The organism is Alloalcanivorax profundimaris (assembly GCF_015265435.1).
GTDB lineage: Bacteria > Pseudomonadota > Gammaproteobacteria > Pseudomonadales > Alcanivoracaceae > Alloalcanivorax > Alloalcanivorax profundimaris.
Genome location: NZ_JABJWH010000010.1, coordinates 124811 through 151442 on the forward strand (window position 1 = coordinate 124811; position 26632 = coordinate 151442).

Annotated in this window: 28 protein-coding genes and 1 tRNA gene; 16 read left to right on the forward strand and 13 right to left on the reverse strand. The window is 67.3% G+C overall.

All coding sequences use genetic code 11. The features are described 5' to 3' along the window. Positions 1 to 6 precede the first annotated feature (6 nt). Positions 7 to 96: transfer RNA gene (locus HMJ39_RS06805), tRNA-Ser, on the reverse strand. Between the two features lie 150 nt (positions 97 to 246). Between HMJ39_RS06805 and HMJ39_RS06810 the strand changes: the two genes are divergently transcribed. From HMJ39_RS06810 to HMJ39_RS06830, 5 genes are read left to right on the forward strand one after another with little or no spacing between them, the layout of a single operon-like run. Next, positions 247 to 933, forward strand: a complete 687-nt coding sequence (locus HMJ39_RS06810) for a Bax inhibitor-1/YccA family protein (RefSeq protein WP_228462198.1) — start codon at positions 247 to 249, stop codon at positions 931 to 933. Next, positions 926 to 1282 (forward strand): DsrE/DsrF/TusD sulfur relay family protein, encoded by a 357-nt coding sequence (locus tag HMJ39_RS06815; protein WP_194296721.1) that lies wholly within the window; start codon positions 926 to 928, stop codon positions 1280 to 1282. Before HMJ39_RS06810 ends, HMJ39_RS06815 begins: the two co-directional genes overlap by 8 nt. Beyond that, a complete protein-coding gene (locus HMJ39_RS06820; protein WP_194296722.1) occupies positions 1275 to 1592 on the forward strand; it encodes a hypothetical protein in 318 nt (105 codons plus the stop codon). The genes HMJ39_RS06815 and HMJ39_RS06820 overlap by 8 nt, the downstream gene beginning before the upstream one ends. Before the next feature lie 10 nt (positions 1593 to 1602). Continuing rightward, the gene (locus tag HMJ39_RS06825; protein ID WP_194296723.1) at positions 1603 to 1860 is read left to right on the forward strand and encodes a hypothetical protein; all 258 of its coding nucleotides are present in this window, start codon (positions 1603 to 1605) and stop codon (positions 1858 to 1860) included. 4 nt (positions 1861 to 1864) lie between these two features. Continuing rightward, positions 1865 to 2851, forward strand: a complete 987-nt coding sequence (locus HMJ39_RS06830; RefSeq protein ID WP_194296724.1) for a glycosyl transferase family protein — start codon at positions 1865 to 1867, stop codon at positions 2849 to 2851. 43 nt (positions 2852 to 2894) lie between these two features. On the opposite strand, the gene cysG is transcribed toward HMJ39_RS06830, so the two are convergent. The 5 genes from cysG to HMJ39_RS06855 all read right to left on the reverse strand — a co-directional run bounded on the left by cysG (position 2895) and on the right by HMJ39_RS06855 (position 10107). Beyond that, the gene (cysG, locus tag HMJ39_RS06835) at positions 2895 to 4280 is read right to left on the reverse strand and encodes a siroheme synthase CysG (protein ID WP_161385749.1); all 1386 of its coding nucleotides are present in this window, start codon (positions 4278 to 4280) and stop codon (positions 2895 to 2897) included. Between the two features lie 40 nt (positions 4281 to 4320). After that, complete coding sequence (serS, locus tag HMJ39_RS06840) at positions 4321 to 5613, reverse strand: serine--tRNA ligase (protein ID WP_194296725.1); 1293 nt, start codon at positions 5611 to 5613, stop codon at positions 4321 to 4323. A 200-nt stretch (positions 5614 to 5813) separates the two neighbouring features. Continuing rightward, positions 5814 to 7145: a replication-associated recombination protein A gene (locus HMJ39_RS06845; RefSeq protein ID WP_194296726.1), complete on the reverse strand. Its 1332-nt coding sequence runs from the start codon at positions 7143 to 7145 to the stop codon at positions 5814 to 5816. Continuing rightward, the gene (gene lolA, locus HMJ39_RS06850; RefSeq protein WP_194296727.1) at positions 7142 to 7753 is read right to left on the reverse strand and encodes an outer membrane lipoprotein chaperone LolA; all 612 of its coding nucleotides are present in this window, start codon (positions 7751 to 7753) and stop codon (positions 7142 to 7144) included. The genes HMJ39_RS06845 and lolA overlap by 4 nt, the downstream gene beginning before the upstream one ends. A gap of 29 nt (positions 7754 to 7782) precedes the next feature. Beyond that, positions 7783 to 10107 (reverse strand): DNA translocase FtsK, encoded by a 2325-nt coding sequence (locus tag HMJ39_RS06855; protein ID WP_323370858.1) that lies wholly within the window; start codon positions 10105 to 10107, stop codon positions 7783 to 7785. 240 nt (positions 10108 to 10347) lie between these two features. Between HMJ39_RS06855 and trxB the strand changes: the two genes are divergently transcribed. Together trxB and aat are read left to right on the forward strand one after the other, a co-directional pair. Then, complete coding sequence (gene trxB, locus HMJ39_RS06860; protein ID WP_161385753.1) at positions 10348 to 11295, forward strand: thioredoxin-disulfide reductase; 948 nt, start codon at positions 10348 to 10350, stop codon at positions 11293 to 11295. After that, the gene (gene aat / locus HMJ39_RS06865; protein WP_194296728.1) at positions 11292 to 12038 is read left to right on the forward strand and encodes a leucyl/phenylalanyl-tRNA--protein transferase; all 747 of its coding nucleotides are present in this window, start codon (positions 11292 to 11294) and stop codon (positions 12036 to 12038) included. The genes trxB and aat overlap by 4 nt, the downstream gene beginning before the upstream one ends. On the opposite strand, the gene HMJ39_RS06870 is transcribed toward aat, so the two are convergent. Next, a complete protein-coding gene (locus HMJ39_RS06870; RefSeq protein ID WP_194296729.1) occupies positions 11996 to 13972 on the reverse strand; it encodes an acetoacetate--CoA ligase in 1977 nt (658 codons plus the stop codon). The genes aat and HMJ39_RS06870 overlap by 43 nt on opposite strands. A 153-nt stretch (positions 13973 to 14125) precedes the next feature. Here HMJ39_RS06870 and HMJ39_RS06875 point away from each other — a divergent pair, with 153 nt between their 5' ends. Continuing rightward, positions 14126 to 14860, forward strand: coding sequence for an arginyltransferase (locus HMJ39_RS06875; RefSeq protein WP_194296730.1), 735 nt, complete (start codon positions 14126 to 14128; stop codon positions 14858 to 14860). A 75-nt stretch (positions 14861 to 14935) separates the two neighbouring features. Next, entirely contained in the window at positions 14936 to 15154 is a 219-nt protein-coding gene (gene infA, locus HMJ39_RS06880; protein ID WP_014994331.1) for a translation initiation factor IF-1, read from the forward strand. 142 nt (positions 15155 to 15296) lie between these two features. Here the strand turns inward: infA and clpA are convergent, their stop codons facing one another. Next, complete coding sequence (gene clpA / locus HMJ39_RS06885; protein ID WP_194296731.1) at positions 15297 to 17561, reverse strand: ATP-dependent Clp protease ATP-binding subunit ClpA; 2265 nt, start codon at positions 17559 to 17561, stop codon at positions 15297 to 15299. A 42-nt stretch (positions 17562 to 17603) separates the two neighbouring features. Continuing rightward, the gene (gene clpS / locus HMJ39_RS06890; RefSeq protein WP_194296840.1) at positions 17604 to 17978 is read right to left on the reverse strand and encodes an ATP-dependent Clp protease adapter ClpS; all 375 of its coding nucleotides are present in this window, start codon (positions 17976 to 17978) and stop codon (positions 17604 to 17606) included. 228 nt (positions 17979 to 18206) lie between these two features. Between clpS and HMJ39_RS06895 the strand changes: the two genes are divergently transcribed. Further along, positions 18207 to 18497 (forward strand): cold shock domain-containing protein, encoded by a 291-nt coding sequence (locus HMJ39_RS06895; RefSeq protein ID WP_161385758.1) that lies wholly within the window; start codon positions 18207 to 18209, stop codon positions 18495 to 18497. A 21-nt stretch (positions 18498 to 18518) separates the two neighbouring features. Here HMJ39_RS06895 and icd read toward each other — a convergent pair whose 3' ends face one another. Next, a complete protein-coding gene (icd, locus tag HMJ39_RS06900; protein WP_161385759.1) occupies positions 18519 to 19781 on the reverse strand; it encodes an NADP-dependent isocitrate dehydrogenase in 1263 nt (420 codons plus the stop codon). 110 nt (positions 19782 to 19891) lie between these two features. Here icd and HMJ39_RS06905 point away from each other — a divergent pair, with 110 nt between their 5' ends. Beyond that, complete coding sequence (locus HMJ39_RS06905) at positions 19892 to 20515, forward strand: pseudouridine synthase (protein ID WP_194296732.1); 624 nt, start codon at positions 19892 to 19894, stop codon at positions 20513 to 20515. On the opposite strand, the gene HMJ39_RS06910 is transcribed toward HMJ39_RS06905, so the two are convergent. Genes HMJ39_RS06910 through moaC form a run of 3 tightly spaced genes read right to left on the reverse strand, consistent with a single transcriptional unit; the run spans position 20421 to position 21608 of the window. Beyond that, on the reverse strand, positions 20421 to 20906 hold the full coding sequence (locus HMJ39_RS06910; RefSeq protein ID WP_194296733.1) for a molybdenum cofactor biosynthesis protein MoaE: 486 nt from the start codon (positions 20904 to 20906) through the stop codon (positions 20421 to 20423). The genes HMJ39_RS06905 and HMJ39_RS06910 overlap by 95 nt on opposite strands. A gap of 1 nt (position 20907) precedes the next feature. Continuing rightward, positions 20908 to 21174: a molybdopterin converting factor subunit 1 gene (gene moaD / locus HMJ39_RS06915; protein ID WP_194296734.1), complete on the reverse strand. Its 267-nt coding sequence runs from the start codon at positions 21172 to 21174 to the stop codon at positions 20908 to 20910. Next, complete coding sequence (gene moaC / locus HMJ39_RS06920; RefSeq protein ID WP_238930049.1) at positions 21171 to 21608, reverse strand: cyclic pyranopterin monophosphate synthase MoaC; 438 nt, start codon at positions 21606 to 21608, stop codon at positions 21171 to 21173. Before moaC ends, moaD begins: the two co-directional genes overlap by 4 nt. Before the next feature lie 162 nt (positions 21609 to 21770). Between moaC and HMJ39_RS06925 the strand changes: the two genes are divergently transcribed. From HMJ39_RS06925 to HMJ39_RS06945, 5 genes are all read left to right on the forward strand, one after another. Continuing rightward, complete coding sequence (locus HMJ39_RS06925) at positions 21771 to 22238, forward strand: NUDIX hydrolase (RefSeq protein WP_194296841.1); 468 nt, start codon at positions 21771 to 21773, stop codon at positions 22236 to 22238. Positions 22239 to 22257: 19 nt separating this feature from the next. Continuing rightward, a complete protein-coding gene (mnmA, locus tag HMJ39_RS06930) occupies positions 22258 to 23361 on the forward strand; it encodes a tRNA 2-thiouridine(34) synthase MnmA (RefSeq protein WP_194296735.1) in 1104 nt (367 codons plus the stop codon). Continuing rightward, a complete protein-coding gene (gene hflD / locus HMJ39_RS06935) occupies positions 23358 to 23984 on the forward strand; it encodes a high frequency lysogenization protein HflD (protein ID WP_194296736.1) in 627 nt (208 codons plus the stop codon). The genes mnmA and hflD overlap by 4 nt, the downstream gene beginning before the upstream one ends. Positions 23985 to 24088: 104 nt before the next feature. Then, positions 24089 to 25459, forward strand: a complete 1371-nt coding sequence (purB, locus tag HMJ39_RS06940; RefSeq protein WP_194296737.1) for an adenylosuccinate lyase — start codon at positions 24089 to 24091, stop codon at positions 25457 to 25459. A 37-nt stretch (positions 25460 to 25496) separates the two neighbouring features. After that, positions 25497 to 26630 carry a cupin domain-containing protein gene (locus tag HMJ39_RS06945; protein ID WP_194296738.1) on the forward strand — a complete coding sequence of 378 codons (1134 nt, stop codon included), beginning with the start codon at positions 25497 to 25499 and terminating at the stop codon, positions 26628 to 26630. The last annotated feature ends 2 nt before the right edge of the window (positions 26631 to 26632 follow it).

Genomic DNA, 26632 nt, shown 5'->3' on the forward strand with positions numbered 1-26632 from the left:
TCGATGTGGCGGAGAGGGTGGGATTCGAACCCACGGAGGACGCGAATCCTCGGCGGTTTTCAAGACCGCTGCATTCAACCACTCTGCCACCTCTCCGATCGGCGCCAATCATACCTGAGACGTTTCGACAGTCAACGCCCGCACGTCAAGAAACCTGTCCTAACTGCGTGATTCAACGGGAAAATCTTGATTTTGGCGCGGGCGTCCCTATTATCCGGGGGAGACCCTTAAGCAATGAGTCCGATTATGAGCAATCACCCGAATCCCTACGCTTCACCGGCCCGCGCCGGAGGCACTCAGGTTACCGGCGAGCGCGCCGCCCAGGTGTTGAAGAACACCTACATGCTGCTCGGTCTGTCCCTGATCGCCGCCACCGGCGCGGCCATGTTCGCCATGTCCGCGGGGATCGGTTACATCAACCCGTTCGTGACCATCGGCGTCTACTTCGTGCTGCTGATCGCCACCAACATGCTGCGCAACAGCGGCTGGGGCATTCTCGCCGTATTCGGTCTGACCAGTTGGCTGGGCTTCACCACCGGGCCGCTGATCAACATGTACGCGCAGATCAATGGCGGCATGGAGATCGTATCCCTGGCCCTGGGCGGCACCGCCACCATCTTCGTGGTCATGTCCGCCATCGCCCTGGTGACCCGCAAGGATTTCAGCTTCCTCACCAATTTCCTGATGGTGGGTCTGATCGTGGCGTTCCTGGCCGGTCTGGCGGCGGTGTTCTTCAACATCCCGGCGCTGTCCCTGGCCGTGTCCGCCGCCTTCGTGCTGCTGTCGTCCCTGCTGATCCTGTGGCAGACCAGCGCCATCGTGCACGGCGGCGAAACCAACTACATCATGGCCACGGTCACCCTGTTCGTGTCCATCTACAACCTCTTCCTGTCCCTGCTGAACATTCTTACCGCGCTCAGCGGGAATGACTGAGTTCAGCCTTCTGGTGACCGCCGGGCCCCTCGGGCCCGGCGCCTTCTCCGCCCTGCGCACCGCCCGCGCGATCCAGGCTTCCTCCCACTCCCTGTACCGTTTGTTCTTCTACGGCGACGGCGTGCTGCTGGCCAACCGCTTTTTGCATGACGCGGGCAGCGCCGGCGAGGCCGCCCGTGCCTGGCAGGACTGGGTGGCCGCCGAACGGCCGCCGGCCACGGTGTGCGTGGGCGCCGCCCAGAAGCGCGGCCTGATCAGCGACAACCTGGCCGACGGCTTCGCGCTAGCGGGCCTGGGCGACTGGGTGGACGCCCTGGGCCAGGGCGAACGGGTGGTGCATTTTGGCTGATTCCGTTCTCTACATCGTGCACGGCGCCGCCGGCCGGAACGGCCGCTGGCGGGAGGCCGTGGAGATGGCGCTCACCGGCGCCGCCTTCGCCGTGCCCACCCAGGTGTGGCTGGGGCCGGAGGCGGTGGCGGCCCTGGCCCGCCGGCACGACGGTGGCGCCCTGCTGGACGAGCTGACCGGTTTCGGGGTCGGCTGCGTGGCGGACCGGGCGCACCGGCCGGCGGGTGCGCCGGCGGCCATCCAGTGGCTGGACGACGACGCCCTGAACGCCCTGCGCGAGCAAAGCGCGCAGATCATCGTGCTTTCCTGACGGAGCCGTCATGCTGCATCTGATCGCCTTCGAGGATTCCGATTCCCCCCTGGCCCGCCAGTGCCTGGCGCTGTACCGCGACGGCGATGTCTGTGTGTTCGCCGACGGCGGCGCCCTGGTGGCGGCGGACTTCCCGTTGCGCGGCCCGGGCTATCTGCTCGAGGGCGGCGCGCCGGCGGCGCGGCCCGCCGCGCTGGAGACCATCGATCATGCCCGGTTCGTGGACCTGATGGCGGAACACGGACCGGTGACGAGCTGGTACCCTTGAGACCATGACCGAACATTCCTTCGCTCCCTTCGTACGCACCCTGGGCCGGGGCAAACGGGCCCGCCGCTCCCTGACCCGCGAGGAGGCCGCCGAGGCCATGGGCATGATCCTGCGCGGCGAGGCCAGCCCGGCGCAGACCGGCGCCTTCCTGATGCTGTTGCGCGTCAAGGAGGAAACCCCGGAAGAGCTGGCCGGTTTTCTGGACGCCTGCCGCCCGCTGTGCGCCGAGCATCTGGCGGAACTGCCGGCGGTGGACGTGGACTGGCCCAGCTACGCGGGCAAGAAGAAACACCACCCCTGGTATCTGGCGGCGGCCCGGCTGCTGGCCGGCCACGGGCTGCGCATCCTGATGCACGGCGGGCCCGCCCATACGCCCCAGCGGCGCTACAGCGACGACATGCTGGCGGAACTGGGCGTCGCCCTGCCCGGCTCCGTGAACGAGGCCGGTGACCAGCTCCGCGACGACGGCTTCACCTTCCTGGATCTGAAACACTTCTGCGCGCCCCTGGGGCCGCTGCTGATGATGCGTTTCGAACTGGGCCTGCGCTCGCCGATCAATACCCTGGCGCGCAGCCTGAATCCGGCGGGGGCGCCGCTCAGTATGCAGAGCGTGTTCCACCCGGCCTATCTGCGGCTGCATCTGGGCGCGTCGCAATTGTGCGGCGACCGGGATCTGCTGCTGTTCAAGGGCGAGGGTGGCGAACCGGAGATCCGCCCGGACGCCCGCACCGCCCTCACCGGCCTGCGCCATGGCGAGCCCGCCGAGGCGGTGCTGGACGCCGCGCTGCCCCGCCAGGCGCCCCCCGGGGAGGTGTCCCCGGCGCACGTGCGCGCGGTCTGGCGGGGCGAAGCCGGGGACGAGTACGGCGTAGCGGCGATTCGTGGCACCGTGGCCACGGTGCTGTGGGGGCTTGAGAAGGTGGAGACGCTGGAGCAGGGGCTGAAGGCCGCCGAGGCCCTCTGGGAAGCCCGCGACCGCCAGGCGCTCTAAAACGCCCGGGTTTGCCGTAGGAGCGGCCGGGCGGCGTTCGGTTTTAGTGGAACCAGCGATAGCGCGGATGCAGGCTCACCACGCTGCCCACGATGATCAGGGTCGGGGCGTGGATTTCACGGCCTTCGATGGTATCCGGCAGATCCGCCAGGGTACCGGTGATCACCGCCTGCAGATCCGTGGTGCCCCGGGACACCAGCGCGATGGGCGTGGCCGGGTCACGGCCATGTTCGATCAGCCGCGCGCAGATCTGCCGCAGGCCCACCAGCCCCATGTAGAACACCAGAGTCTCGCTGGGGGCCATGAGCCCGGCCCAGTCCAGGTCCACGCTGCCGTCCTTGCGGTGGCCGGTGACGAACCGCACCGACTGGGCGTGGTCGCGGTGGGTCAGCGGGATGCCGGCGTAGGCGGCGCAGCCGCTGGCGGCGGTAATGCCGGGCACCACCTGGAAGTCGATGCCGGCGGCCACCACCTTTTCCAGCTCCTCGCCGCCGCGCCCGAAGATAAAGGGATCACCGCCCTTCAAACGGCACACCTTTTTCCCCTGGCGGGCATAGTGCACCAGCAGGTCGTTGATGTTGTCCTGGGGCAGCGTGTGCCGGTCCCGGGCCTTGCCCACATAGACCTTCTCGGCGTCGGCCCGGGCCAGGGCCACCACCTCCGGCGCCACCAGCCGGTCGTAGAGCACCACGTCCGCCTTGTTGAGCAGGTGCAGGGCGCGGAAGGTCAGCAGGTCCGGGTCGCCGGGGCCGGCGCCCACCAGATAGACCTCACCGGCAGCGTCCTCGGGACCTGCGGCGGCCTGATCGATGGCCTGGCGCAGGCCCGCCTCGGCCTCGGATTCGTGGCCGGACAGCACCCGCTCTTCCAGGGGGCCGTTCAATTGCGCCTCCCAGAACGCCTCCCGGTCCCGCCGCGCCGGCAACCGTTGCGCCAGCGGCGCGCGGAAACGGCCCAGAAGCCGTGCCAGGCGCCCCCAGCGGGCCGGCAGCCAGGCTTCCAGGCGGGCACGCAGGCGCCGCACCAGCACCGGTGACACGCCGGAGGAACTGATCGCCACGAACAGCGGGTCGCGGTCGATCAGAGCCGGGAACACGAAGCTGCTCAGGTCCGGGCGGTCCACCACGTTCACCGGCAGGCCGCGCTGGTCGGCGAGCCGTGCCAGGGCTTCGTTGGCGGCGCCGTCGTCGGTGGCGGCCACCGCCAGACGCACGCCGTCCAGGTCGGCGGCTTCCACCGGTCGCGCCCGGCACTCACCGCCGCCCTGCTCCACCAGGGTGCGCAAATCCTCGCGCCAGCCCGGTGCCACCAGGCGCACCCGCGCACCGGCACGGTGCAGAAGGCGCGCCTTGCGCAGGGCGCTGTCGCCGCCGCCGGCCACCAGCACGGTGGCGCCGACCAGCTTCAGCCCCAGGGGCAGAAAGTCCATGGCTGTTCTCCCTTCGCTCGCCGGCGCGGCGACGCCCTGCTCAAGCCAGGCGTTCCAGGCCGCGCATGTAGGGCCGCAGCGCCTCGGGCACGGTCACCGAACCGTCCTCGTTCTGGTAGTTCTCCAGGATCGCCACCAGGGCGCGTCCCACGGCCAGGCCGGACCCATTCAAGGTGTGTACCAGTTCCGGCTTGCCGGTGTCCGGGTTGCGCCAGCGCGCCTGCATGCGCCGCGCCTGATAGTCGCGGAAGTTGGAGCAGGAGGAAATTTCCCGGTAGCGTTCCTGGCTCGGCAGCCACACCTCGATGTCGTAGGTCTTGGCGGCGGAGAAGCCCAGATCACCGCCGCACAGGGTCACCACCCGGTACGGCAGGTCCAGTTTCTGGAGGATCGCCTCGGCGTGGCCGGTGAGCGCCTCCAGGGTGGCCTCGGACTCCTCCGGGCGCACCAGCTGCACCAGCTCCACCTTCTCGAACTGGTGCTGGCGGATCATGCCGCGGGTGTCCTTGCCGTGGCTGCCGGCTTCGGAACGGAAGCACGGCGTGTGGCAGGTGTAGCGACGCGGCAGGCTGTCCGCCTCGAGGATTTCCTCGGCGGCCAGGTTGGTGACCGGCACCTCGGCGGTGGGAATCAGATAGAGCTCCCGGTCGCCCTGCATCTTGAACAGGTCTTCCTCGAACTTGGGCAGCTGGCCGGTGCCGCGCAGCGCCTCCGGCCCCACCAGATACGGTACGTAGACTTCCTGATAGCCGTGCTCGCCGGTGTGGGTGTCGAGCATGAAGTCGATCAGGCCCCGGTGCAGGCGTGCCAGCTGGCCGGTCATCACCGCGAAGCGGGCGCCGGAGAGCTTGCTGGCGCGCTCGAAATCCAGGGCGCCGGCGGCCAGGTGCTCGCCCACGTCCACGTGGTCCTTGGGTTCGAAGTCAAAAGCGCGCGGGGTGCCCCAGCGGCGCACCTCCACGTTGTCGTCCTCGTCGTTGCCGGCGGGCACTTCCGCCACCGGCGCGTTGGGCACGCCCATCAGGAAGTCGCGGATCTCCTCCTGGATCGCCTTGGCGCGCTCCACCTCACCATCCAGCTGGTCGTCGATCTCCTTGAGGGTCTCCGCCACCTTGGCCTTGGCCGCTTCCACGTCCATGCCGGATTTGATCAGCTCGCCGACCTCCTTGGAGGCCTTCTTGCGCTGGGCCTGCAGGTCCTGGGAGCGCACGTCGGCGTCCTTGCGCCGGGCGTCGAGCGCGCGGAACGCTTCCAGGTCCAGTTCATAGCCTCGCTTCTTGAGCGCCTCGGCGATGGCTTCGCCGTCCTGGCGCAGCGCGCGGATATCAAGCATGTTCGGGTCCCCTCGGGAAACAGTCGGTGATTCGTCGGTCGGGCGTCTGGGCGCCGGGGTGCAAAGCTTAGCAAAAAGCGGGGCGGCAAGCTGCACGCTGAAAGCCCGGATCGCGGCTAAAGCCGCTCCTACCGGGAACGCAATGCCGTAGGAGCGGCTTCAGCCGCGATAGGGAGGTTGGCACCGCCGCGCGGCGAAGCTCAGTCGTCGTAGCGGTGCCAGTCGGCGGCGTCGTTTTGCTGGCGCAGGCGGCGCAGCTTTTCGCCGATGCGGATTTCCAGCCCCCGGTCGACCGGTTCGTAGAGCCGGGTATCGCGCAAATCCACGGGGAAATAGTTCTCGCCGGCCACGAACGCCTCCGGGAAATCGTGGGCGTAGTGGTATTCCGCGCCGTAGCCCTCCGCCTTCATCAGCTTGGTGGGGGCGTTGCGCAGGTGCAGCGGCACTTCGTTGCTGGGGTTGCGGGCGACCAGATCCCGGGCCCGGTTGTAGGCGTTGTAAACCGCGTTGCTCTTGGCGGCCACCGCCAGGTAGGCGATCGCCTGGGCCACCGCCAGTTCCCCTTCCGGGCTGCCCAGGCGCTCCTGGACGTCCCAGGCGTTCAGACACAGGGTGAGCGCCCGGGGGTCGGCGTTGCCGATGTCCTCGCTGGCCATGCGCACCACCCGGCGGGCGATATAGAGCGGGTCGCAACCGCCGTCCAGCATGCGCGCGAACCAGTACAGAGCGGCGTCCGGGTCGGAGCCGCGCACCGATTTGTGCAGGGCGCTGATCTGGTCGTAGAAAACGTCGCCACCCTTGTCGAAGCGGCGCACCGCGTCGCGCAGCACCTCTTCCATCAGCGGCCGGTCGATGACGGCGGCGTCGCCGCTGCCCTCGGCCAGGTCCACGGCGATTTCCAGCATGTTGAGCAGCCGTCGGGCGTCGCCGTCGGCGTAGCCGAGCAGCAGGTCCCGGGCGTCGTCGGCCAGCTCGATGCCGGCCAGTTCCGGTTCGCCCAGGGCCCGTTCCAGCAGGCCTTCCAGATCCTCCCGTTCCAGGGAGCGCAGGCGGTAGACCCGGGCCCGGGACAGCAGGGCGTTGTTCAGCTCGAAGGACGGGTTCTCGGTGGTAGCGCCGATGAAGATCACCGTGCCCTCTTCCACATGGGGCAGGAAGGCGTCCTGCTGGGCCTTGTTGAAGCGGTGCACCTCGTCCACGAACAGCACCGTGCGCCGGCCCTGGCCCAGGCGCGCCTTGGCCTGATCGACGGCGGCGCGGATGTCCTTCACCCCGGACAGCACCGCCGACAGGGTGATGAACTCGGCGTCCACCACCCGGGCGAGAATCAGCGCCAGGGTGGTCTTGCCGGTGCCCGGCGGCCCCCACAGGATCATGGAATGCAGCTGGCCGCGCTCGGCGGCCTGGCGCAGCGGCTTGCCCGGCCCCACCAGATGGCGCTGGCCGACGTAGTCGTCCAGGGTGGCCGGCCGCAGCCGGGCGGCCAGGGGCTGGGCGTCGCCGCGGTGTTGTTGCTCGAACAGATCGCTCATTGTTGCCGGATGACGTCGGTTCCTTCCGGCGGCTCGAATTGGAAGCGCTCCGGGGACGGCTCGCTGTTCAGGGTCAGGTCGCGGAAGTCGATCAGGGTTTTCTGGCCCAGGGCGTCCTCCAGGCGCATGGCGCGCGGGGTGTCGCCCTCGAAGGTCACGTCCAGGGTGTCGAACAGCGGGTCGCCGGCCTTGGGTTCCAGCCGGTAGGTGACGCGGTCGCCCTGGCGGTCCTGCTCGCTGACGCGGAACGCCCGGGTCACCGCGGAGGGATCGCCACCGAACAGCAGCGCCGGGGTTTCCCCCAGGTCATCGCTGAGCGGGCGCACCACCACCTGCTCCAGGTCCTGGTCGTAGACCCAGACGGTTTTGCCGTCGGACACCGCCAGCTGCTCGTAGGGCCGCTCGGTGTGCCAGTAGAAGCGGTTGCCGCGCGCCACTTCCAGGGTGCCGGCGCTGTCCCGGGCGCGTTCGCCGCCCTCGCCGATCACGGTCTGCTGGAAGCGGCCGGACAGGCTGCGCAGCTGGTCGAGCTTGGCCACCAGGTCCTCCGCCGGGCCGGCCAGGGCCAGGGTCGGCAGCATCAGGGCAATGATCCAGAAAAATCGCATACGGAGAAAAGTCCTTGTCGGGGGCGGCGTCAGGAAGGCGGTGGCGCCAGCACTTCGCGCTGACCGTTGTGCCCGGCCTCGGACACCACGCCGGCCATTTCCATGGCCTCCACCAGGCGCGCCGCCCGGTTGTAACCGATCTTGAGTTTGCGTTGCACCGACGAAATCGAGGCGCGCCGGGACTCGGTGACGTAGGCCACCGCCTCGTCGTAGAGCGGGTCGTCCTCCTCGCCGCCCCCGCCTTCCGGGCTTTCCATCCCCGGCAGGGGCGCGTTCAGGTCGCCGCCGCCTTCCAGGATTTCCTCCAGATAGTCCGGCTCGCCGCGTTTGCGCCAGTCGTCGCAGACACGGTGCACTTCCTCATCTGAGACAAAGGCGCCGTGCACCCGTTCCGGCATGCTGGTGCCGGCGGGCAAATAAAGCATGTCGCCGTGGCCGAGCAGCTGCTCCGCGCCACCCTGGTCGAGCACCGTGCGCGAGTCGATCTTGGAGGACACCTGGAAGCCGATCCGCGACGGCACGTTGGCCTTGATCAGGCCGGTGATCACGTCCACCGACGGGCGCTGGGTGGCGAGAATCAGGTGGATGCCGGCGGCCCGCGCCTTCTGGGCGATGCGCGCGATCAGCTCTTCCACCTTCTTGCCGACGATCATCATCATGTCGGCGAATTCGTCGATGACGATGACGATGTAGGGCAGCTTCTGGGCCAGCGGCGCCTCCTCGTCCAGGTTCATCGGGTCGTCCGGCTTCCAGAGCGGGTCCTTGAGGGGTTCGCCCTTTTTCTCCGCGTCGCCGACCTTGCGGTTGTAGCCGGCGATGTTGCGCACGCCCATGGCCGCCATCAGCTTGTAGCGGCGCTCCATCTCGCCGACGCCCCAGCGCAGCGCGCTGGCCGCTTCCTTCATGTCCGTGACCACCGGCGTGAGCAGGTGCGGGATGCCGTCGTAGACCGCCAGTTCCAGCATCTTGGGGTCGATCAGGATCATCCGCACTTCTTCCGGATTGGCCTTGAACATGAGCGACAGCAGCATGGCGTTCAGGCCCACGGACTTACCGGAGCCGGTGGTGCCCGCCACCAGCAGGTGCGGCATCTTGCCCAGGTCGGCCATCACCGGGTTACCGGAAATGTCCTTGCCCAGGGCCAGGGTCAGCGGCGAGGCGGCGTCGTCGAACATCCGCGAGCCCACCACCTCGGTAAGGCGGATCATCTCGCGCTGTTCGTTGGGAATTTCGATGCCCACGGTGGTCTTGCCGGGGATCACCTCCACCACCCGCACGCTGATCACCGCCAGGGAGCGGGCCAGGTCCTTGGCCAAGTTGGAAATCTTGGACACCTTGATGCCCGGCGCCGGCTGGATCTCGAACCGGGTGATCACCGGGCCGGGCTGCACCGCCACCACCTCGGCGTCGATGTTGAAATCCTTGAGCTTGATCTCCAGCAGCCGGGACATGGCGTCCAGGGCTTCCTCGGAGTAGCCGCCCTTGCCCTCGTCCACGGCGTCGAGCAGGGACAGCGGCGGCAGATCGCCGGTGACCTGGGCGGTGAACAGGGTCTGCTGCTTCTCTTTCTGCACCCGTTCGCTTTTCTCCACCGGCTTGGCGGGCTGGGCGATCTTGGGCGGGGTGCGGCTTTCCTGCTTCTTCTTCGCCTCGGTGACCACCTTGGCGCGCTTCTGGCGCGCTTCCCGGGCGGCCTGCTGTTCGGCGCGCTTCTCCCGGCGCGCCTCGAACCAGGCCGGCACCTTCTGCCCCACGGCCAGCACCGCCGCGCCCAGCCGCTCCGCCAGGGCGATCCAGGACAGGTCGGTGAACACGGTGACGCCGATCAGGAACAGGGCCACCATCACCAGGGTGCCGCCCAGGGCATTGAAGGCGTCCAGGGCGGCGCCGCCCACCACATGGCCGAGAATGCCGCCGGCGTCCTCCGGCAGCGAGAAGCCGCCGCCGGCGAAGTGCATGTAGGCCAGCGCCGTGCCGCTCATTATGGTCAGCACGAAGCCCACCAGCCGCAGGCTGAACAAAGGCCAGTTACCGGCCAGGCCGGCGTGGCGTTCACGCAGCACCTTGAACGCCCAGAACGCCACCAGCACCGGGAACACATAGGCCATGAAGCCGAACAAACTCAGCAGCAAATCGGCGCAGAAGGCACCGGCCCGGCCGCCGGCGTTGTTCACCTCTCCCGGCTGGGCCACGAAGGAATAGCCCGGGTCGCCGCTGTCATAAGTGACCAGCGCCAACAACAGGTACAGGGACAGGGCGATCAGCGCGATCACCATGCCTTCCACCAGACCTTTCTTGAGATGGCGGGAGAACCCGGAAGGGTTGCCGCCGGTTGCTGCCTTTGCCTTGGACACCGCAGGCCTCTGGGGTTGAGGAGCCGCCGAACCGCCCCTCGGGGGCCGGGCTCCTTGAATCTAACGACTTGAAAACCTTGGGATTGTAGTCAATCCGGGGGCCGCCAGCCAGCGCCCCGTGCCGGGGCGGCCCGTCGCTGGCGCCGACTATCGCGGCCATAGAGTGTACGCCCTTCACGGGCCCGGGGTTTTGTTGTAGTTTGCATTCGCCCTGAAACCCCCTTTTTGGTGGAGGAACCAATGAGCGACGCGCAACACCATCGACTGATCATCCTGGGTTCCGGCCCCGCCGGTTACACCGCGGCGGTGTACGCGGCCCGCGCCAACCTGAAACCGGTGGTGATCACCGGCATCGAGCCCGGCGGCCAGCTCACCACCACCACCGAAGTGGACAACTGGCCCGGCGACGTGGAAGGCCTGCAGGGTCCGGATTTGATGGTGCGGATGCAACAGCACGCCGAGCGTTTCGAGACCGAGATCCTGTTCGACCACATCAACGAGGTGAGCCTGGACCAGCGGCCCTTCGTGCTCAAGGGCGACAACGGCACCTACACCTGCGACGCGCTGATCATCGCCACCGGCGCCTCCGCCATGTACCTGGGCCTGGAATCCGAGCAGGCGTTCATGGGCAAGGGCGTGTCCGCCTGCGCCACCTGCGACGGCTTCTTCTACCGAGGCCAGAAGGTGGCGGTGATCGGCGGCGGCAACACCGCCGTGGAAGAGGCGCTGTACCTGTCCAACATCGCCGAGGAAGTGATCCTGGTGCATCGTCGCGACAAGCTGCGCGCCGAGAAAATCCTGCAGGACAAGCTGCTCGCCAAGGACAACATCAAGGTGCTGTGGGACCACACCCTGGATGAAGTACTGGGCGACGATTCCGGCGTCACCGGCATGCGCGTGAAATCCACCGGGGACGGCGCCACCCAGGACGTGGAGCTGCAGGGCGTGTTCATCGCCATCGGCCACAAGCCCAACACCGGCATTTTCGAAGGTCAGCTGGCCATGAACAACGGCTACATCAAGATCAACAGCGGCCTGGACGGCAATGCCACCGCCACCAGCGTGGAAGGCGTGTTCGCCGCCGGCGACGTGGCCGACCACGTCTACCGACAGGCGGTGACCTCCGCCGGCGCCGGCTGCATGGCGGCCCTGGACGCCGAGAAGTACCTGGAGAGCCTGGAGGAGTGATTCCCTGGCTGCCGGCGGGAAGCGACTTCCCGCCGCCGGAACACGCCCTGGACGACCCCAACGGTCTGCTCGCCGCCGGCAATAATCTGACGCCGGACACCCTGGTGCGGGCCTACCGGCTGGGTGTGTTCCCCTGGTACGACGCCAGCCAACCGATTCTCTGGTGGTCCCCCAATCCCCGGTGCGTGTTCCGCCCCGGGGATTTTCACATCAGCCGCCGGCTGGGCCGCCACCTGCGCGGCGCCGACCTCAGCTTCCATGGCGACCGGGATTTCGCCGGCGTGCTCGACCAGTGCGCCGCGCCCCGGGACGAGGACGGCGGCACCTGGATCACCGCGGAAATGCGCGCCGCCTATTTGCGCCTGCACGGCCTGGGCTACGCCCACTGCCTCACCGTGGACCAGGACGGCGCCCTGGCCGGCGGCATCTACGGCGTGCAGTTGGGCGGCGTGTTCTTCGGCGAATCCATGTTCTCCACCCGCACCGACGGCTCCAAGAGCGTACTCGCCATGCTCTGGGCGCTGGCGCCGCGCCTGGGCATCCAGTTGCTGGACGCCCAGGTGGAGAGCCCGCATCTGATGCGGCTGGGGGCTTATTTGATGCCGAGGGCGGACTTTCAGCGCGAGCTGGACCGGTTGATTACCGAGACCGCGCCCCGGCCCTGGCCGAAGGGCCCGTTCCGCTGGCGCGATCACCCCGGTCAACGCCCGGCGGTGCCCCGCCGCTCCGCGAACTCGCTGTAGAAGGCGATGCTGTCCGGATTGGCCATGGCGTCCGGGTTGGCCACCTGCTCGATGGCCTGCCCCAACAGCAGCTTCTTGATCGGCAGCTCCATCTTCTTGCCGGTGAGCGTGCGCGGCACGTCCGGCGCGGCGATGATCTCGTTGGGCACGTGGCGGGCGGACAGATGATCGCGGATCGCCGCCTTGATGCGCCCGGCCAGATCCTCGTTCAGGGCCACGCCTTCGCGCAGCACCACGAACAGCGGCATGTAGGACTCCCGGCCCAGGTACTCCAGATCCACCACCAGGCTGTCCAGCACTTCCGGGATTTCCTCCACCACCCGGTAGATCTCGCCGGTGCCCATGCGGATGCCGTGGCGATTGATGGTGGTGTCGGAGCGGCCGTAGATGATCGCCCCGCCCCGGGGCGTGATGCGGATCCAGTCGCCATGGCGCCAGACCCCGGGGAAGACATCGAAATAGCTGTCCCGGTAACGCTCGCCGTCCTCGTCGTTCCAGAAATACAGCGGCATGGACGGCATCGGCTTGGTGACCACCAGTTCCCCTACTTCGTCGTCGAGCAACTCGCCGTGGTCGCCCATGGCGTACACCGCCGTGCCCAGGTAGCGGCACTGCATCTCGCCGGGGTAGACCGGCAGCGTCGGGCAGGCGCCCACGTAGGCGCTGGCCACGTCGGTGCCGCCGCTGATGGCGGCCACCATGACATCGTCGAACTGGTCCATGAGCCAGCGGTAGCCCTCCTCCGGCAACGGTGAACCGGTGGACCCGATGGAGCGAATGCGGCCGGTGTCGACCCAATCGCCGGGGCGGATGTCCGCCTTCTTGCAGTTGAGGAAATAGGCGGCGCCGGCGCCGAAGAAAGTCATCTCCGTCTCCTCGGCGAAGCGCCACAGGGTGCCCAGGTCCGGGTAGCCCGGGTTGCCGTCGTACAGGCAGATGGTGGCGCCGGTGAGCAGGCCGGACATCTGCGCGTTCCACATGATCCAGCCGGTGGTGGTGAACCACATGTAACGGTCCTTGGGACCCAGATCCAGCTGCAGGGCGTGATCCTGCAGTCCTTCCAGCAGCGCGCCGCCGTGGCCATGGACAATGGGTTTGGGCATGCCGGTGGTGCCGGAGGAATAAACCACCCAGAGCGGGTGATCGAAGGGCACCTGCTCGAAGCGCATGGGCGCCGGCTCGCGGACCAGATCGTCCCAGTGCCGGGCACCGGGCAGCCTGGCGTCGGAATTCAGGTACGGCAGCATCACCACCTGCTCGAGAGTGGGCAACTGATCGCGCAGCCCTTCCACCACCGACAGCCGGTCGAAATCCTTGCCGCCGTAGCGGTAGCCGTCCACGGCGATCATGACCTTGGGGTCGATCTGGCGGAAGCGGTCCAGCACGCTGCGCGTGCCCATATCCGGCGAACAGCTGGACCAGATCGCGCCCAGGCTGCTCACCGCGAAGAACGCTACCATGGTTTCCGGCAGGTTGGGCAAATAGGCCACCACCCGGTCGCCGGGGCCCACGCCCAGCTCACGCAGGCTGTGCGCCAGGGCGGCGATCCGCTCGCGCAGCTCGCCCCAGGTCAGGGTCTGGAGGCCACGCAGTTCAGAGCGCGACAGAACCGCCGGCCGCTCCGGTTCATGCTCATGGTGACGGAACACCTGCTCGGCCAGATTCAGGCGGGCGCCTTCGAACCATTTGGCGCCGGGCATGTGGTGGCCATCCAGCACCCGCTCATAGGGGGCGGAATGGCGGATGTCGAAGTACTGCCAGAGCGACTCGTAGAACTCTTCAAGATGCTCCACGGACCAGGCCCAAAGGCTCTGGTAGTCGTCGAAGGCGAGGCCTTTCTCGGCGTTCAGCCAGTGTTGGTAGTGGGTGATGCGGGCGTCGGCGACGCGCGACGGGTCCGGCCGCCACAGCGGCGCGGGGCTGGTGTTTGTCATTCTTGCTCTCCCGGTGCCGGGCGGCGGCCGCCAAGGGGGCGGCCGATCCGTATCCGGCGTTGTCGTTGTTTTTACGCCGGCAACACTATAACCGTGGCAAGGAAGGCAAGTCACCGGGGTTCCCGTGCCCCCTGTATCGGCTACACTTGAGCCATGAGCGATCTGTCCGAACTCCGCTTCTTCCGCACCCCGGCGCACCCCTGCAGTTATCTGGAGGAGCGCCAGGCAGCGACCCTGTTCGTCGATCCGCAAACGCGGCTCGACGCGGGGCTGTATAGCGAGCTGTCCCGGCTCGGCTTCCGGCGCAGCGGCGACTACCTGTACCGCCCGCACTGCGACGGCTGCCGGGCCTGCGTGCCGGCCCGGGTGCGAGTAGCGGACTTCCAGCCCCGGCGGCGGCACAAGCGGCTGCGGCGGCGCAACGCCGACCTCACCGTGAGCGAGGAGCCGGCCCGCTACACCCGCGAGGTGTACCGTCTCTATGCCCGCTACATCGACCAGCGCCACGGCGACGGCGACATGTTTCCACCCTCCGAGGAGCAGTTCACCAGCTTCCTGACCTGTGACTGGGCGGATACCCGCTTCTATTGTTTCCGCGACCCGGAGCACCGTCTGGTGGCGGTGGCGGTCACCGACCTGCTCGACGACGGCCTGTCGGCGGTCTATACCTTCTTCGATCCGGATCAGCCGGACCGGGGCCTCGGCGTCAACGCCCTGCTCTGGCAGATCCAGGCCGCCCACCGGCTGGGTATGCCCTATCTCTATCTCGGCTATTGGATTCGCCAATGCCAGAAAATGAGCTACAAAAGCCAGTACCGGCCTTTGGAGCTCCTGGACGGCGGCGAATGGCGGGAACTGCCTGAACCCGGCAGCGAAAACGGCCGATAAGCCTTTGCAGCGTGGCCCGGTTTGCGGCACAATTGCGCTCCCTCTGAAGCCGACACACATCAGGACAGTCACTGAATGGCGAAAGAAGAGCAGATTGAGCTGGAAGGGGTCGTGCTTGAAACCCTTCCCAATACCATGTTCCGCGTGAAGCTGGACAATGGTCATGTGATTACCGCCCACATCTCCGGCAAGATGCGCAAGTTCTACATCCGCATCCTCACCGGCGACCGCGTGAAAGTGGAAATGTCGCCCTACGATCTGAGCAAGGGCCGCATCACCTTCCGCATGAAATAACCTTCCCGCCCGCGCGGCGCGAAGCGTTCCTCCGAACCCGGCCCCGCCGGGTTTTTTGGTTTGTGCCCGGCCGATGATCAGCCAAGAAAAAGCCCGGCACGATGGCCGGGCTTGGTAAGGGGTTCGGTGGAAGCCGCCCGCATCAGCAGGTGGCTTCCTCCTCGGAGGCGTCCACGGTGAGCACCAGGCCGTCGTCGCCGACGCCGATGTGCACCTGGCCGCCCTTGCCGGCCAGTTCGCCGAACAGCAGTTTTTCCGCCAGCGGCTTCTTGATCTGCTCCTGGATCAGACGGGCCATGGGGCGGGCGCCCATGTCCTTGTCGTAACCCTTCTCGGCCAGCCAGCGGCGCGCCTGGTCATCCACGTCCAGCACCACCGCCTTCTCGTCGAGCTGGGCTTGCAGTTCCACCAGGAACTTGTCCACCACGCCCAGGATCACGTCCGTGGTCAGCGGGTTGAACTGGATGATGCCGTCCAGACGGTTGCGGAACTCCGGCGTGAACATCTTCTTGAGCATTTCCATGCCGTCCGAGGACTGGTCCTGGTCGGTGAAGCCGATGGTGCGCTTGTTGAGCACCTCGGCGCCGGCGTTGGTGGTCATGATCACGATCACGTTGCGGAAATCCGCCTTGCGGCCGTTGTTGTCGGTGAGCGAGGCGTTGTCCATCACCTGCAGGAGGATATTGAACACCTCCGGGTGCGCCTTCTCGATCTCGTCGAGCAGCAGCACGCAGTGCGGCGTCTTGGTGATCGCCTCGGTGAGCAGACCGCCCTGGTCGTAACCGACGTAGCCCGGGGGCGCGCCGATCAGACGGCTGACGGTGTGGCGCTCCATGTACTCGGACATGTCGAAACGCACCAGCTCCACGCCCAGGGCACGGGCCAGCTGCCGGCTCACCTCGGTTTTGCCCACCCCGGTGGGGCCGGCGAACATGAAGGAACCGATCGGCTTGTTGTCCGCCTTGAGACCGGCGCGGGACAGCTTGATCGCCGCGGAGATGGTCTCGATGGCGTCTTCCTGGCCGAACACCGTCATCTTCAGGTCGCGCTCCAGGTTCTGCAGCACTTCCTTGTCGGACGAGGACACTTGCTTGGGCGGAATGCGCGCGATCTTGGCGACGATGGCTTCCACGTCGTCCTGATCGATGGTGGCCTTGCGCTCGCTCTCCGGCCGCAGCCGCTGCCAGGCGCCCACCTCGTCGATCACGTCGATGGCCTTGTCCGGCAGGAAGCGGTCATTGATGTAACGGGCGCTCAGCTCCGCCGCCGTTTTCAGGGCCGCGTCCGTGTAGCTCACGTTGTGGTGCTTCTCGAAACGGCTCTTGAGCCCTTTGAGAATGCCCACGGTGTCTTCCACGGTGGGCTCCACCACGTCGATCTTCTGGAAGCGGCGGGACAGCGCCCGGTCCTTCTCGAAGATGGTGCGGTACTCGGTGAAGGTGGTGGAGCCCATGCACTTGAGCTCCCCGGAGGCGAGCAACGGCTTGAGCAGGTTGGAGGCGTCCATGACGCCGCCGGACGCCGCCCCGGCACCGATGATGGTGTGGATCTCGTCGATGAAGAGGATGGCGTTGTCCTGCTTGCGCAGCTCGGCGAGCAGGTTCTTGAGCCGCTTCTCGAAATCACCGCGGTACTTGGTGCCGGCCAGCAGAGCGCCCAGGTCCAGGGAATAGACCACGGCGTCGAGCAGCGGCTCGGGGACCTTCTCTTCCACGATCATGCGCGCCAGCCCCTCGGCGATGGCGGTCTTGCCGACGCCGGGCTCGCCCACCAGCAGTGGGTTGTTCTTGCGCCGGCGGCACAGAATCTGGGCCGCCCGTTCGATTTCGAAGGCGCGCCCCACCAGCGGATCGATGCGGTCCGCCCGGGCCAGCTCGTTGAGATTGCTGGCGTAGCTTTCCAGGGCGCTGGCCGGCCCACCCTCGGCGGTGCCCTCGGCGTCCTCGCGCTGTTCCGCGGCCGGGTCGCCGTCATCCACCTGGGAGATGCCGTGGGCGATGAAGTTGACCACGTCCAGACGGTGTACGTCCTGGCTGTTGAGCAGGTACACGGCCTGACTTTCCTGCTCGTTGAAGATCGCCACCAGCACGTTGGCGCCGGTGACTTCCTTGTTGCCGGACGACTGCACGCTGAACACCGCCCGCTGCAGCACGCGCTGGAAGCCCAGCGTGGGCTGGGTGTCGCGGTCGCCGTCGTCGGGCAGTAACGGGGTGGAATCGTCGATGAACTGAGTCAGGGCCTCGCGCAGCTCTTCCAGATCGGCGCCGCAAGCGCGCAGGACTTCCACCGCCGCTTCGTTGTCGAGCAGCGCCAGCAGCAGATGTTCCACGGTCATGAATTCATGCCGGTGGCTGCGGGCGTGGTGGAAAGCCTCGTTGAGAGTCAGTTCCAGTTCTTTGCTGAGCATAGGCTACCTCACTGCTTGAAGCCCGCTCCGTCGCCGGAGTCGTCAGGCCCGTTCGACCTGACACATCAGCGGATGCTGATGTTCGCGGGCGTAGTCGACCACTTGCGCGGCCTTGGTCTCGGCGATGTCCTGGGGGTAGACCCCGCACACCGCCTTGCCTCTCGTGTGCACCGTCAGCATCACCTGGGTGGCCTGCTCCCGGTCCATGCGAAAGAAGGTTTCCAGCACCTCGACGACGAAATCCATGGGCGTGTAGTCGTCATTCAACATCATCACCTTGTACATGGGCGGACGCTTTAGTCGAGGCTTGGCCTCCTCAACGGCGGCATCGTCCTGACGATCGGGGGTTTGCGGAGGCTCCGGGCCGAGCCTCGGCGCCCTCGACACCGCGGTGGGGACGTCGTTCGCCGCGTCCATGCTTCGAGATGTGGATTCGTGCTGCCTGTTCATAACCTTCTCTAACGGTTGTATACCCGCTGGCGTCAGCAGGCAATCAACAAATGAGGGGTATCACGGTGTTTTTCAATCCCGGCGGTGGAGGGGTTGACACCCCGACGACCATAGGGAACAGTTGTTCAAAAACCAACCTATTATAACTGAGCCGGGGGTGGTTGTGGCCCACAGCCAGCGGCCAGAGGGAGCACCATGGCAACGGGAACGGTTAAGTGGTTCAACAACGCCAAGGGATACGGCTTCGTGCGTCCCGATGAAGGCGGTGATGACCTTTTCGTGCACTACTCCTATATACAGGAGGAAGGATACAAGACCCTGTACGCCGGACAAAGCGTGGAATACGAACTGCGCGAGGCCTCCAAGGGCTATCACGCGGTGAACCTGAAACCGGGGGAAGTCAAGAAGGGGGAAGCCCCCTCTTCCCGCCGGCCGGGCAAGGCACGGCGGCGGGATCGGGAAAGCAACGCCGTCTCCCCGGAGTGAGGAGGCCGGCGTGACGGGCGATTACTCGCCCATGTGCTCGATCACGGCGTCGCCGAACTGAGAGCACTTGAGCAGCGTGGCGTCGGGCATCAGGCGCTCGAAGTCGTAGGTCACGGTCTTCGCGGCGATGGCGCCTTCCACGCCCTTGATGACCAGATCGGCGGCGTCTTCCCAGCCCATGTGGCGCAGCATCATTTCCGCGGACAGAATCAGCGAACCCGGGTTCACCTTGTCCTGGCCGGCGTACTTCGGCGCGGTGCCGTGGGTGGCCTCGAACAGGGCCACGGAACCACCGATGTTGGCGCCCGGCGCGATGCCGATGCCGCCCACTTCCGCCGCCAGGGCGTCGGAAATGTAGTCACCGTTCAGGTTCAGGGTGGCGATCACGCTGTAGTCGGCGGGACGCATCAGGATCTGCTGCAGGAAGGCGTCGGCGATCACGTCCTTGATGACGATTTCCTTGCCGGTGCGAGGATTGGTCATCACATGCCAGGGCCCGCCGTCCAGGGGCTTGGCGCCGTAACGTTCGACCGCCAGCTCGTAACCCCAGTTCTTGAACGACCCCTCGGTGAACTTCATGATGTTGCCTTTGTGCACCAGGGTGACGGAATCCTTGTCGTTGTCGATGGCGTACTGGATCGCCTTGCGCACCAGGCGCTGGGTGCCTTCGCGGGAAACCGGCTTGATGCCGATGCCGCAGCCCTCGGGGAAACGGATCTGGGTAACGCCCATTTCCTCACGCAGGAATTTGATCAGCTTGGTGGCTTCCGGGCTGTCGGCGGCCCATTCGATGCCCGCGTAGATGTCCTCGGAGTTCTCCCGGAAGATCACCATGTCGGTGAGTTCGGGGTGCCGTACCGGGCTGGGCACGCCCTCGAACCAGCGTACCGGGCGCATGCAGGTGTACAGGTCGAGTTCCTGGCGCAGCGCCACGTTCAGGGACCGGATGCCGCCACTCACGGGAGTGGTCAGCGGGCCCTTGATGCCCACGGTGAATTCCCGCAGCGCTTCCAGGGTTTCTTCCGGCATCCAGGTGTCCGGGCCGTAGACCTTGGTGGCCTTTTCGCCGGCGAACACTTCCATCCAGGTAATGCCACGTTTCGCCCCGTAGGATTTTTCCACGGCGGCGTTCACTACTTTGATCATCACCGGCGAGATATCGACGCCGATGCCGTCCCCTTCGATATATGGAATGATCGGATGGTTGGGGACATTCAGGGATAGGTCCGCATTAACGGTGATTTTGTCACCGTCCGCCGGAACCGTGATCTTTTGGTATCCCATCTACACTACTCCCTCTGAGAAAAACCGTAGGATTCGGTTGCGGGGCGAGAGTATAGCACCCAGGTGCTACTCTTGCTTGGCTTCCAGCCCGCCGCAGCGAGATTTCGTCCATGGCAAGACTGATTTTGTTTAACAAACCCTTTCAGGTGCTCTCGCAGTTCAGCGACGACCAGGGCCGGCGCACCCTGAAGGACTACATCCCGGTGCCGGATGTCTACCCCGCCGGGCGCCTGGACTGGGACTCCGAGGGTCTGCTGCTGCTCACCGATGACGGCGCCCTGCAGGCGCGCATCGCCAGCCCCCGCTTTCATCTGCCCAAGACCTATCTGGCCCAGGTGGAAGGCGCCCCCGGCGAGGCGGAGCTGGAGCGGCTGCGGCGCGGCATCACGCTCAAGGACGGGCCCTGCCGGCCGGCGCCGTCCCGGGCCGTCGACGCGCCCGCGCTGTGGCCCCGGGACCCGCCGGTGCGCACGCGGCTCACGGTACCGGACCGCTGGCTGGAAATCACCCTGGACGAAGGTCGCAACCGCCAGGTGCGGCGCATGACCGCGGCCATCGGCCACCCTACCCTGCGGCTGGTGCGCTGGCGCATCGGCGACTGGAGTCTGGACGGGCTGGCGCCCGGGGAATGGCGGGAACTTACCGTGCACGCTCCGAAGGCCCGCCCATCCAGCGGGCGGCGGCCTCGGCGTCGCGCTGGCGGGCCTCGACCCAATGCCAGCCGTCGTCGCTGAGCTCCTTCTTCCACAGCGGCACCTGGCTCTTGAGGATATCCATCAGGAAGGCGCAGGCCTCGAAGGCGGCGTGGCGGTGACCGGCCCACACCACCACCCGCACGATCTCCTCGCCGATCCGGATCTCGCCGACCCGATGAATTATTTCGATGGCATTCAAAGGCCAGCGCTCTCGGGCGTGCCCGGCGATCTTCTCCAGGGCGTTCTCGGTCATGCCCGGGTAATGCTCCAGAAACAGGGCCTGGACCCGGCCGGATTCGTCACGCACCCGGCCGGAGAAGCGCACCTCGGCGCCGCTGCGGCCGTCGCGGCCTTCCCCGGAGGACCGGTCCTCCAGGGGCTCGGCGGTGATCGCCACCTCGATGGTGGCCGGGGCCTTGGTGGTGGTCATCTCAGCCTCCGGTCACCGGCGGGAACAGCGCCACGGTGTCGCCGGCGGCCACGGCGCTGTCCGGCGTGGCCAGTTCCTCGTTAATCGCCACCATGCGGCGCGGCGTGGCCTCGAAGGCGGCGGCCACCGCCGGGTAGCCGGCGGCCAGCCAGTCGCACAGCGCCGCCACCGTGCCCACCTCCGCCGGCGGGCTCACGCGCAGCATTTCCTCGCCGACCCGCTCGCGCAGGGCGGCGAAGAACCGCACCTCGATGACCGCGTCGCTCATGGGGCCTCCCGGCGGAATTCGCCGCTGCGGCCACCGGTTTTCTCCACCAGGTGGATGTGTTCGATCTCCATGGCCCGATCCACCGCCTTGCACATGTCGTAAACGGTGAGCGCCGCCACCGAGGCGGCGGTGAGCGCTTCCATTTCCACGCCGGTGCGGCCCTTGAGCTTGCAGCGGGCGTCCACCCGCAGGGCGTCGTCGCCGTCCGGCTCCAGTTGCACCTCCACGCCGCTGAGCATCAGCGGGTGGCACAGCGGGATCAGGTCCCAGGTTTTTTTCGCCGCCTGGATGCCGGCCAGGCGCGCCACCGCCAACACGTCGCCCTTGGGGTGTTCCTGGTCCAGGATCATGGCCAGGGTGCGCGGCGCCATGCGCACGCGGGCCCGGGCGTGGGCGGTGCGGGCGGTGGTGTCCTTGTCGGTGACGTCGACCATGCGGGCGCGGCCCTGGTCGTCCAGATGGCTAAAGGAATCATTCACGGTCTTGCTTTCTCCCGGAGGCGGCTCCATACAACGTCCGGGCGGCTGTCACGGCGGCCTCCGGTGCGCTACCATCTGCGCCCGCTGACCGATCACGACGCCCGGCTGGAGCCTTCGATGAACAGCTTCGAACCGCACATTACTGTGGCCACCATCGTGGAACAAGAGGGCCGCCTCCTGTTCGTGCGCGAAATGCAGGCCGGCGAGGCGGTGCTCAACCAGCCCGCCGGGCACGCCGAGTTCGGCGAGGACCTGATGCAGGCGGCCTACCGGGAAACCCTGGAGGAAACCGCCTGGCGGGTGGAGATCACCGACCTGCTGGGATGGTATATTTTCCAGCCCCGGCCCGGCGCCGGCGTCTATTACCGTACCTGCTTCGTGGCCCGGGCTCTGGGTCATGACCCGCACCAGAAGCTGGACACCGGCATTCTCGAGGCGCTGTGGCTGACGCCGGAGGAACTCCAGGCGCGCCGCAACGAGCACCGCGGACCACTGGTGGAACGCTGCGTGGCGGATTACCTGAGCGGCCGCCGGCTGCCCCTGGACGCCATCTACCAACACCCCTGGCCGCTGCAGCGCGGCTGATCGAACGGCGAAACGAACCATGTCCGATTCCCCAGACCGCCAAGCCCCCCGCGTGATCGTCGGCATGTCCGGCGGCGTGGATTCCTCGGTGGCCGCCGCCCGCCTGCTGGACGCCGGCTACCGGGTGGAGGGCCTGTTCATGAAGAACTGGAACGAGGACGACGGCACCGAGTACTGCACCGCCCGGGACGACCTGCTGGACGCCATGCAGGTGGCCGGGGTGCTGGGCATCGAGCTGCACACCGCCAATTTCGCCGGCGAGTACTGGGACCGGGTGTTCGAGCATTTCCTGGCCGAATACCGGGCCGGGCGCACGCCCAACCCGGACATCCTGTGCAACAAGGAAATCAAGTTCGCCGCCTTCCTGGACCACGCCCTGACCCTGGGCGCGGATTACATCGCCACCGGCCACTATGCGCGGGTGGAACACGATGGCGAACGCGGCCGCCTGCTGCGCGCCGTGGACCTGAACAAGGACCAGACCTACTTCCTGCACGCCGTGGGCGGCGACAAGTTCGCCCGTACCCTGTTTCCCCTGGGCGACCTGGAGAAGCCCGAGGTACGGCGGCTGGCCGCCGAACGGGGTTTCGACAACCATAAGAAGAAGGACTCCACCGGCATCTGCTTCATCGGCGAGCGCCGCTTCAAGGACTTCCTGGAAACCTACCTGCCCGCCCAGCCGGGCGTCATCGAGGACGACCACGGCCACGTCATCGGCGGTCACGACGGCCTTATGTACTACACCCTGGGGCAGCGCCAGGGCCTGGGCATCGGCGGCCGCGCCGACGCCGGCGACGCTCCCTGGTACGTGGCCGGCAAGGACCTGGACCGCAATGTGCTGATCGCCGTCCAGGGCCAGGACCATCCGTTGCTGTTCAGCAATGAACTGACCAGCGCCGCGGTGGACTGGATCGCCGGCGCGCCGCCGGCCCTGCCCGCCCGGCTCACCGCCAAGACCCGTTACCGCCAGCCGGACCAGGACTGCCGGGTGGAGGACGCCGGCGACGGCCGCGTGCGGGTGGTGTTCGACCAGCCACAACGGGCCGTCACCCCGGGTCAGTCGGTGGTGTTCTATGACGGCGACACCTGCCTGGGCGGCGCCGTGATCGAGGAGACCCGATGAATCACGAACAGCAGCAACTGCTGGCCCTGGCGGCGGTGTTCGAGGCCGCCGTGCAGGCCGACCGCATCGCCACCGGCGCCGACCTGGACCCGGGCGCCATGGAGGCCCTGTTCGGCGGCGTGATGACCATGGACGCCGACGAGGCCACCACCATCTACCCCCAAGCGGAGCGCTTCCAGGACGGGTTTCGTCTGCTGCGCCAGAGCCTGGGCCGGCAACAACCCCGGGAAGCGGCGCGGCCGCTCAGCTACGCCCTGGCGTTGCTGCACCTGGCCGCCAAGCTGCGCAAGAACAGCGACGTGATCAGCATCCTGCGCCACCGGCTGATCGCCCTGGAAGGCCAGCGCGAGCATTTCGACGGGCTCACCAGCCCCACCTTCTGCCATCGCCTGGCGGGCATCTACCTGGATACCCTGGGCACCTTCCGGTTCCGCATCCGGGTCCAGGGCGACCCGGCCAAGCTCCAGGACGAGGATAACGCGGCACGCATCCGTGCCCTGTTTCTGGCCGGCGTGCGCGCCGCCTTCCTGTGGCACGCCCACGGCGGCCGGCGCTGGCGGCTTCTGTTTCAGCGCAAGCAACAACTGGAAGCCCTAAATAACCTTAAAAACAACGACTTATAAACAAAAGCTCATACGAATTATAGATTTCGGCGGCGGCGCGCGATTCGCGGTTATTTGCGGTATGATTGCGCCCGCCAACGGTTTCCCATTTCAGGAGTCACCCCATGTCCAGCCTTAACCCCCTCACCGCCATTTCCCCGGTGGACGGTCGCTACGCCGGCAAGTGCGAGCCCCTGCGCGCCATCACCAGCGAATACGGCCTGATCCGCTACCGGGTCCACGTGGAAGTGAGCTGGCTGGAACAACTGGCCCACGAGAAGGCGATCCCGGAAGTGCCGCTGATGAGCGGCAAGGCCGCCTGGCACCTGCGCGGCGTGACCCGGGACTTCGAGGAGAAGGACGCCGAGCGCATCAAGGAGATCGAGCGCACCACCAACCACGACGTCAAAGCCGTGGAGTACTTCATCAAGGAGCGCATGGCCGAGCACGAGGAACTCGACAAAATGACCGAGTTCGTCCACTTCGCCTGCACCAGCGAGGACATCAACAACCTGTCCTACGCGATGATGCTGCGCGAGGCCCGTGACGCCCTGCTGCCCAAGCTCGACCAGATCATCCGCAGCCTGCGCCAGCTGGCCCATGGCCTGGCGGACGTGCCGATGCTGTCGCGCACCCACGGCCAGTCCGCCTCCCCCACCACCGTGGGCAAGGAGATGGCCAACGTGGTGGGACGCCTCAAGCGCCAGCGCGACCAGTTCGTGGCGGTGCAGATCCTGGGCAAGATCAACGGCGCGGTGGGCAACTACAACGCCCACTACGCGGCCTACCCGGACGTGGACTGGCCGGCCTTCGCGCGCCGCTTCGTGGAAAGCCTGGGGCTCGCCTTCAACCCGTTCACCACCCAGATCGAGCCCCACGACTGGATCGCCGAGTACTTCCACGCCCTGATGCGCTTCAACACCATCCTGCTGGACTTCGACCGGGATCTGTGGGGCTACATTTCCCTGGGCTACTTCAAGCAGCGCGCCGTGGAAGGCGAAGTGGGCTCCTCCACCATGCCGCACAAGGTCAACCCGATCGACTTCGAGAACTCCGAGGGCAACCTGGGCATCGCCAACGCGGTCATGGACCACCTGGCCGGCAAGCTGCCGATCTCCCGCTGGCAGCGTGACCTCACCGACTCCACGGTGCTGCGCAACGTGGGCGTGGGTCTGGCCCACAGCCTGATCGCCTACGAAGCCTCCCTGAAGGGCATTGGCAAGCTGGAGGTCAACCCGGAACGCCTCGACGACGACCTGGACCACGCCTGGGAAGTGCTCGCCGAGCCGATCCAGACGGTGATGCGCCGCTATGGCATCGAGAAGCCCTACGAGAAACTCAAGGAGCTGACCCGGGGCAAGGCCATCACCCAGGAGGCCCTGGCTGACTTCATTGACGGCCTGGCCATTCCCGAGGACGCCAAGGAGCGTCTCAAGGCGCTCACCCCGGGCGGCTACACCGGCAACGCCGGCCGCCAGGCCCGCGACGTCCAGTAACACCGCCGCCGGCGCCCGGCGCCGGCCCGGAGCTTTCATGACCGTGGATGCCGTTCCGCCGCGTTTCACGCTGCCCCTCGCGCCCGGGGATTTCCTGGCGCGCCACTGGCAGCGGGCGCCCCTGTTCATGCCCGGCGCCGCCGTCGGGCTCGATCACCCGGACCCGGACACCCTGGCCGGCCTGGCCCTGGAGCCGGAGGTGGAGTCGCGTCTGATCGAGGGCGCCGGCGACGGCCCCTGGTCCCTGGAGCAGGGGCCGTTCGAGGAACAGCGCTTCGGCGCCCTGGGCCCGCGGGACTGGACCCTGCTGGTGCAGTCCGTGGATCACTACCTCACCGAGGTGTCCCTGCTGCTGGACGATTTCCGCTTCCTGCCCGGCTGGCGCCTCGAGGACATCATGATCAGCTACGCCGCCGAGGGCGGCAGCGTCGGCCCCCACTTCGATCAGTACGACGTCTTCCTGATCCAGGCCAGCGGCCGGCGCCACTGGCAGTTGGGCCCGCTCTGCGACGACGACACCCGCCTGCGCGGCGACGTGCCCCTGAAGATGCTCGCCCACATGCCGGTGGAGAGCGAATACACCGCCGGCCCCGGCGACGTGCTCTACCTGCCGCCGGGCATGGCCCACCACGGCGTCGCCCTGGACAGCGACTGCGTGACCTGGTCGGTGGGCTTCCGGGCCCCGGACTACCGCGATCTGCTGGCGGAAGTGGTGGCCGAAACCCTGGCCGAGACCCCCACCCGCCTGTACGCCGATCCCGGCCGCGCCCCGGTCGCCGACCCGGGCCGGCTCGACGCCGGTGAACGGGACGCCATGCTGGACGCGGCCCTGGCGCTGTTCGACCGGGACGCCGGACGCCGTGCCTTGGCCCGCTGGCTGAGCACGCCCCGGCAAACGGGACTTGATTTTCTGATCGACCCGGCGCACATTCGCGCCGCCGATCCCGATGCCGCCCTGGTCCGCCATGGCGGCGTGCGCCTGCTGGTGGTGGACGACACCGCCTGGCTGAACGGCGAGGCCTGGCCGCTGCGCGGCAGCCAGGCCGCCCTGGCCGGGCTGCTCGCCCGCCAGCGGCGCTATACGAACGACGAGCTGGCCGCGGTGCTCGACACCGACAGCCGGCCCCTGCTGGATCACTGGATAGACCAGGGCTACTTTGCCGAGCTTTAACG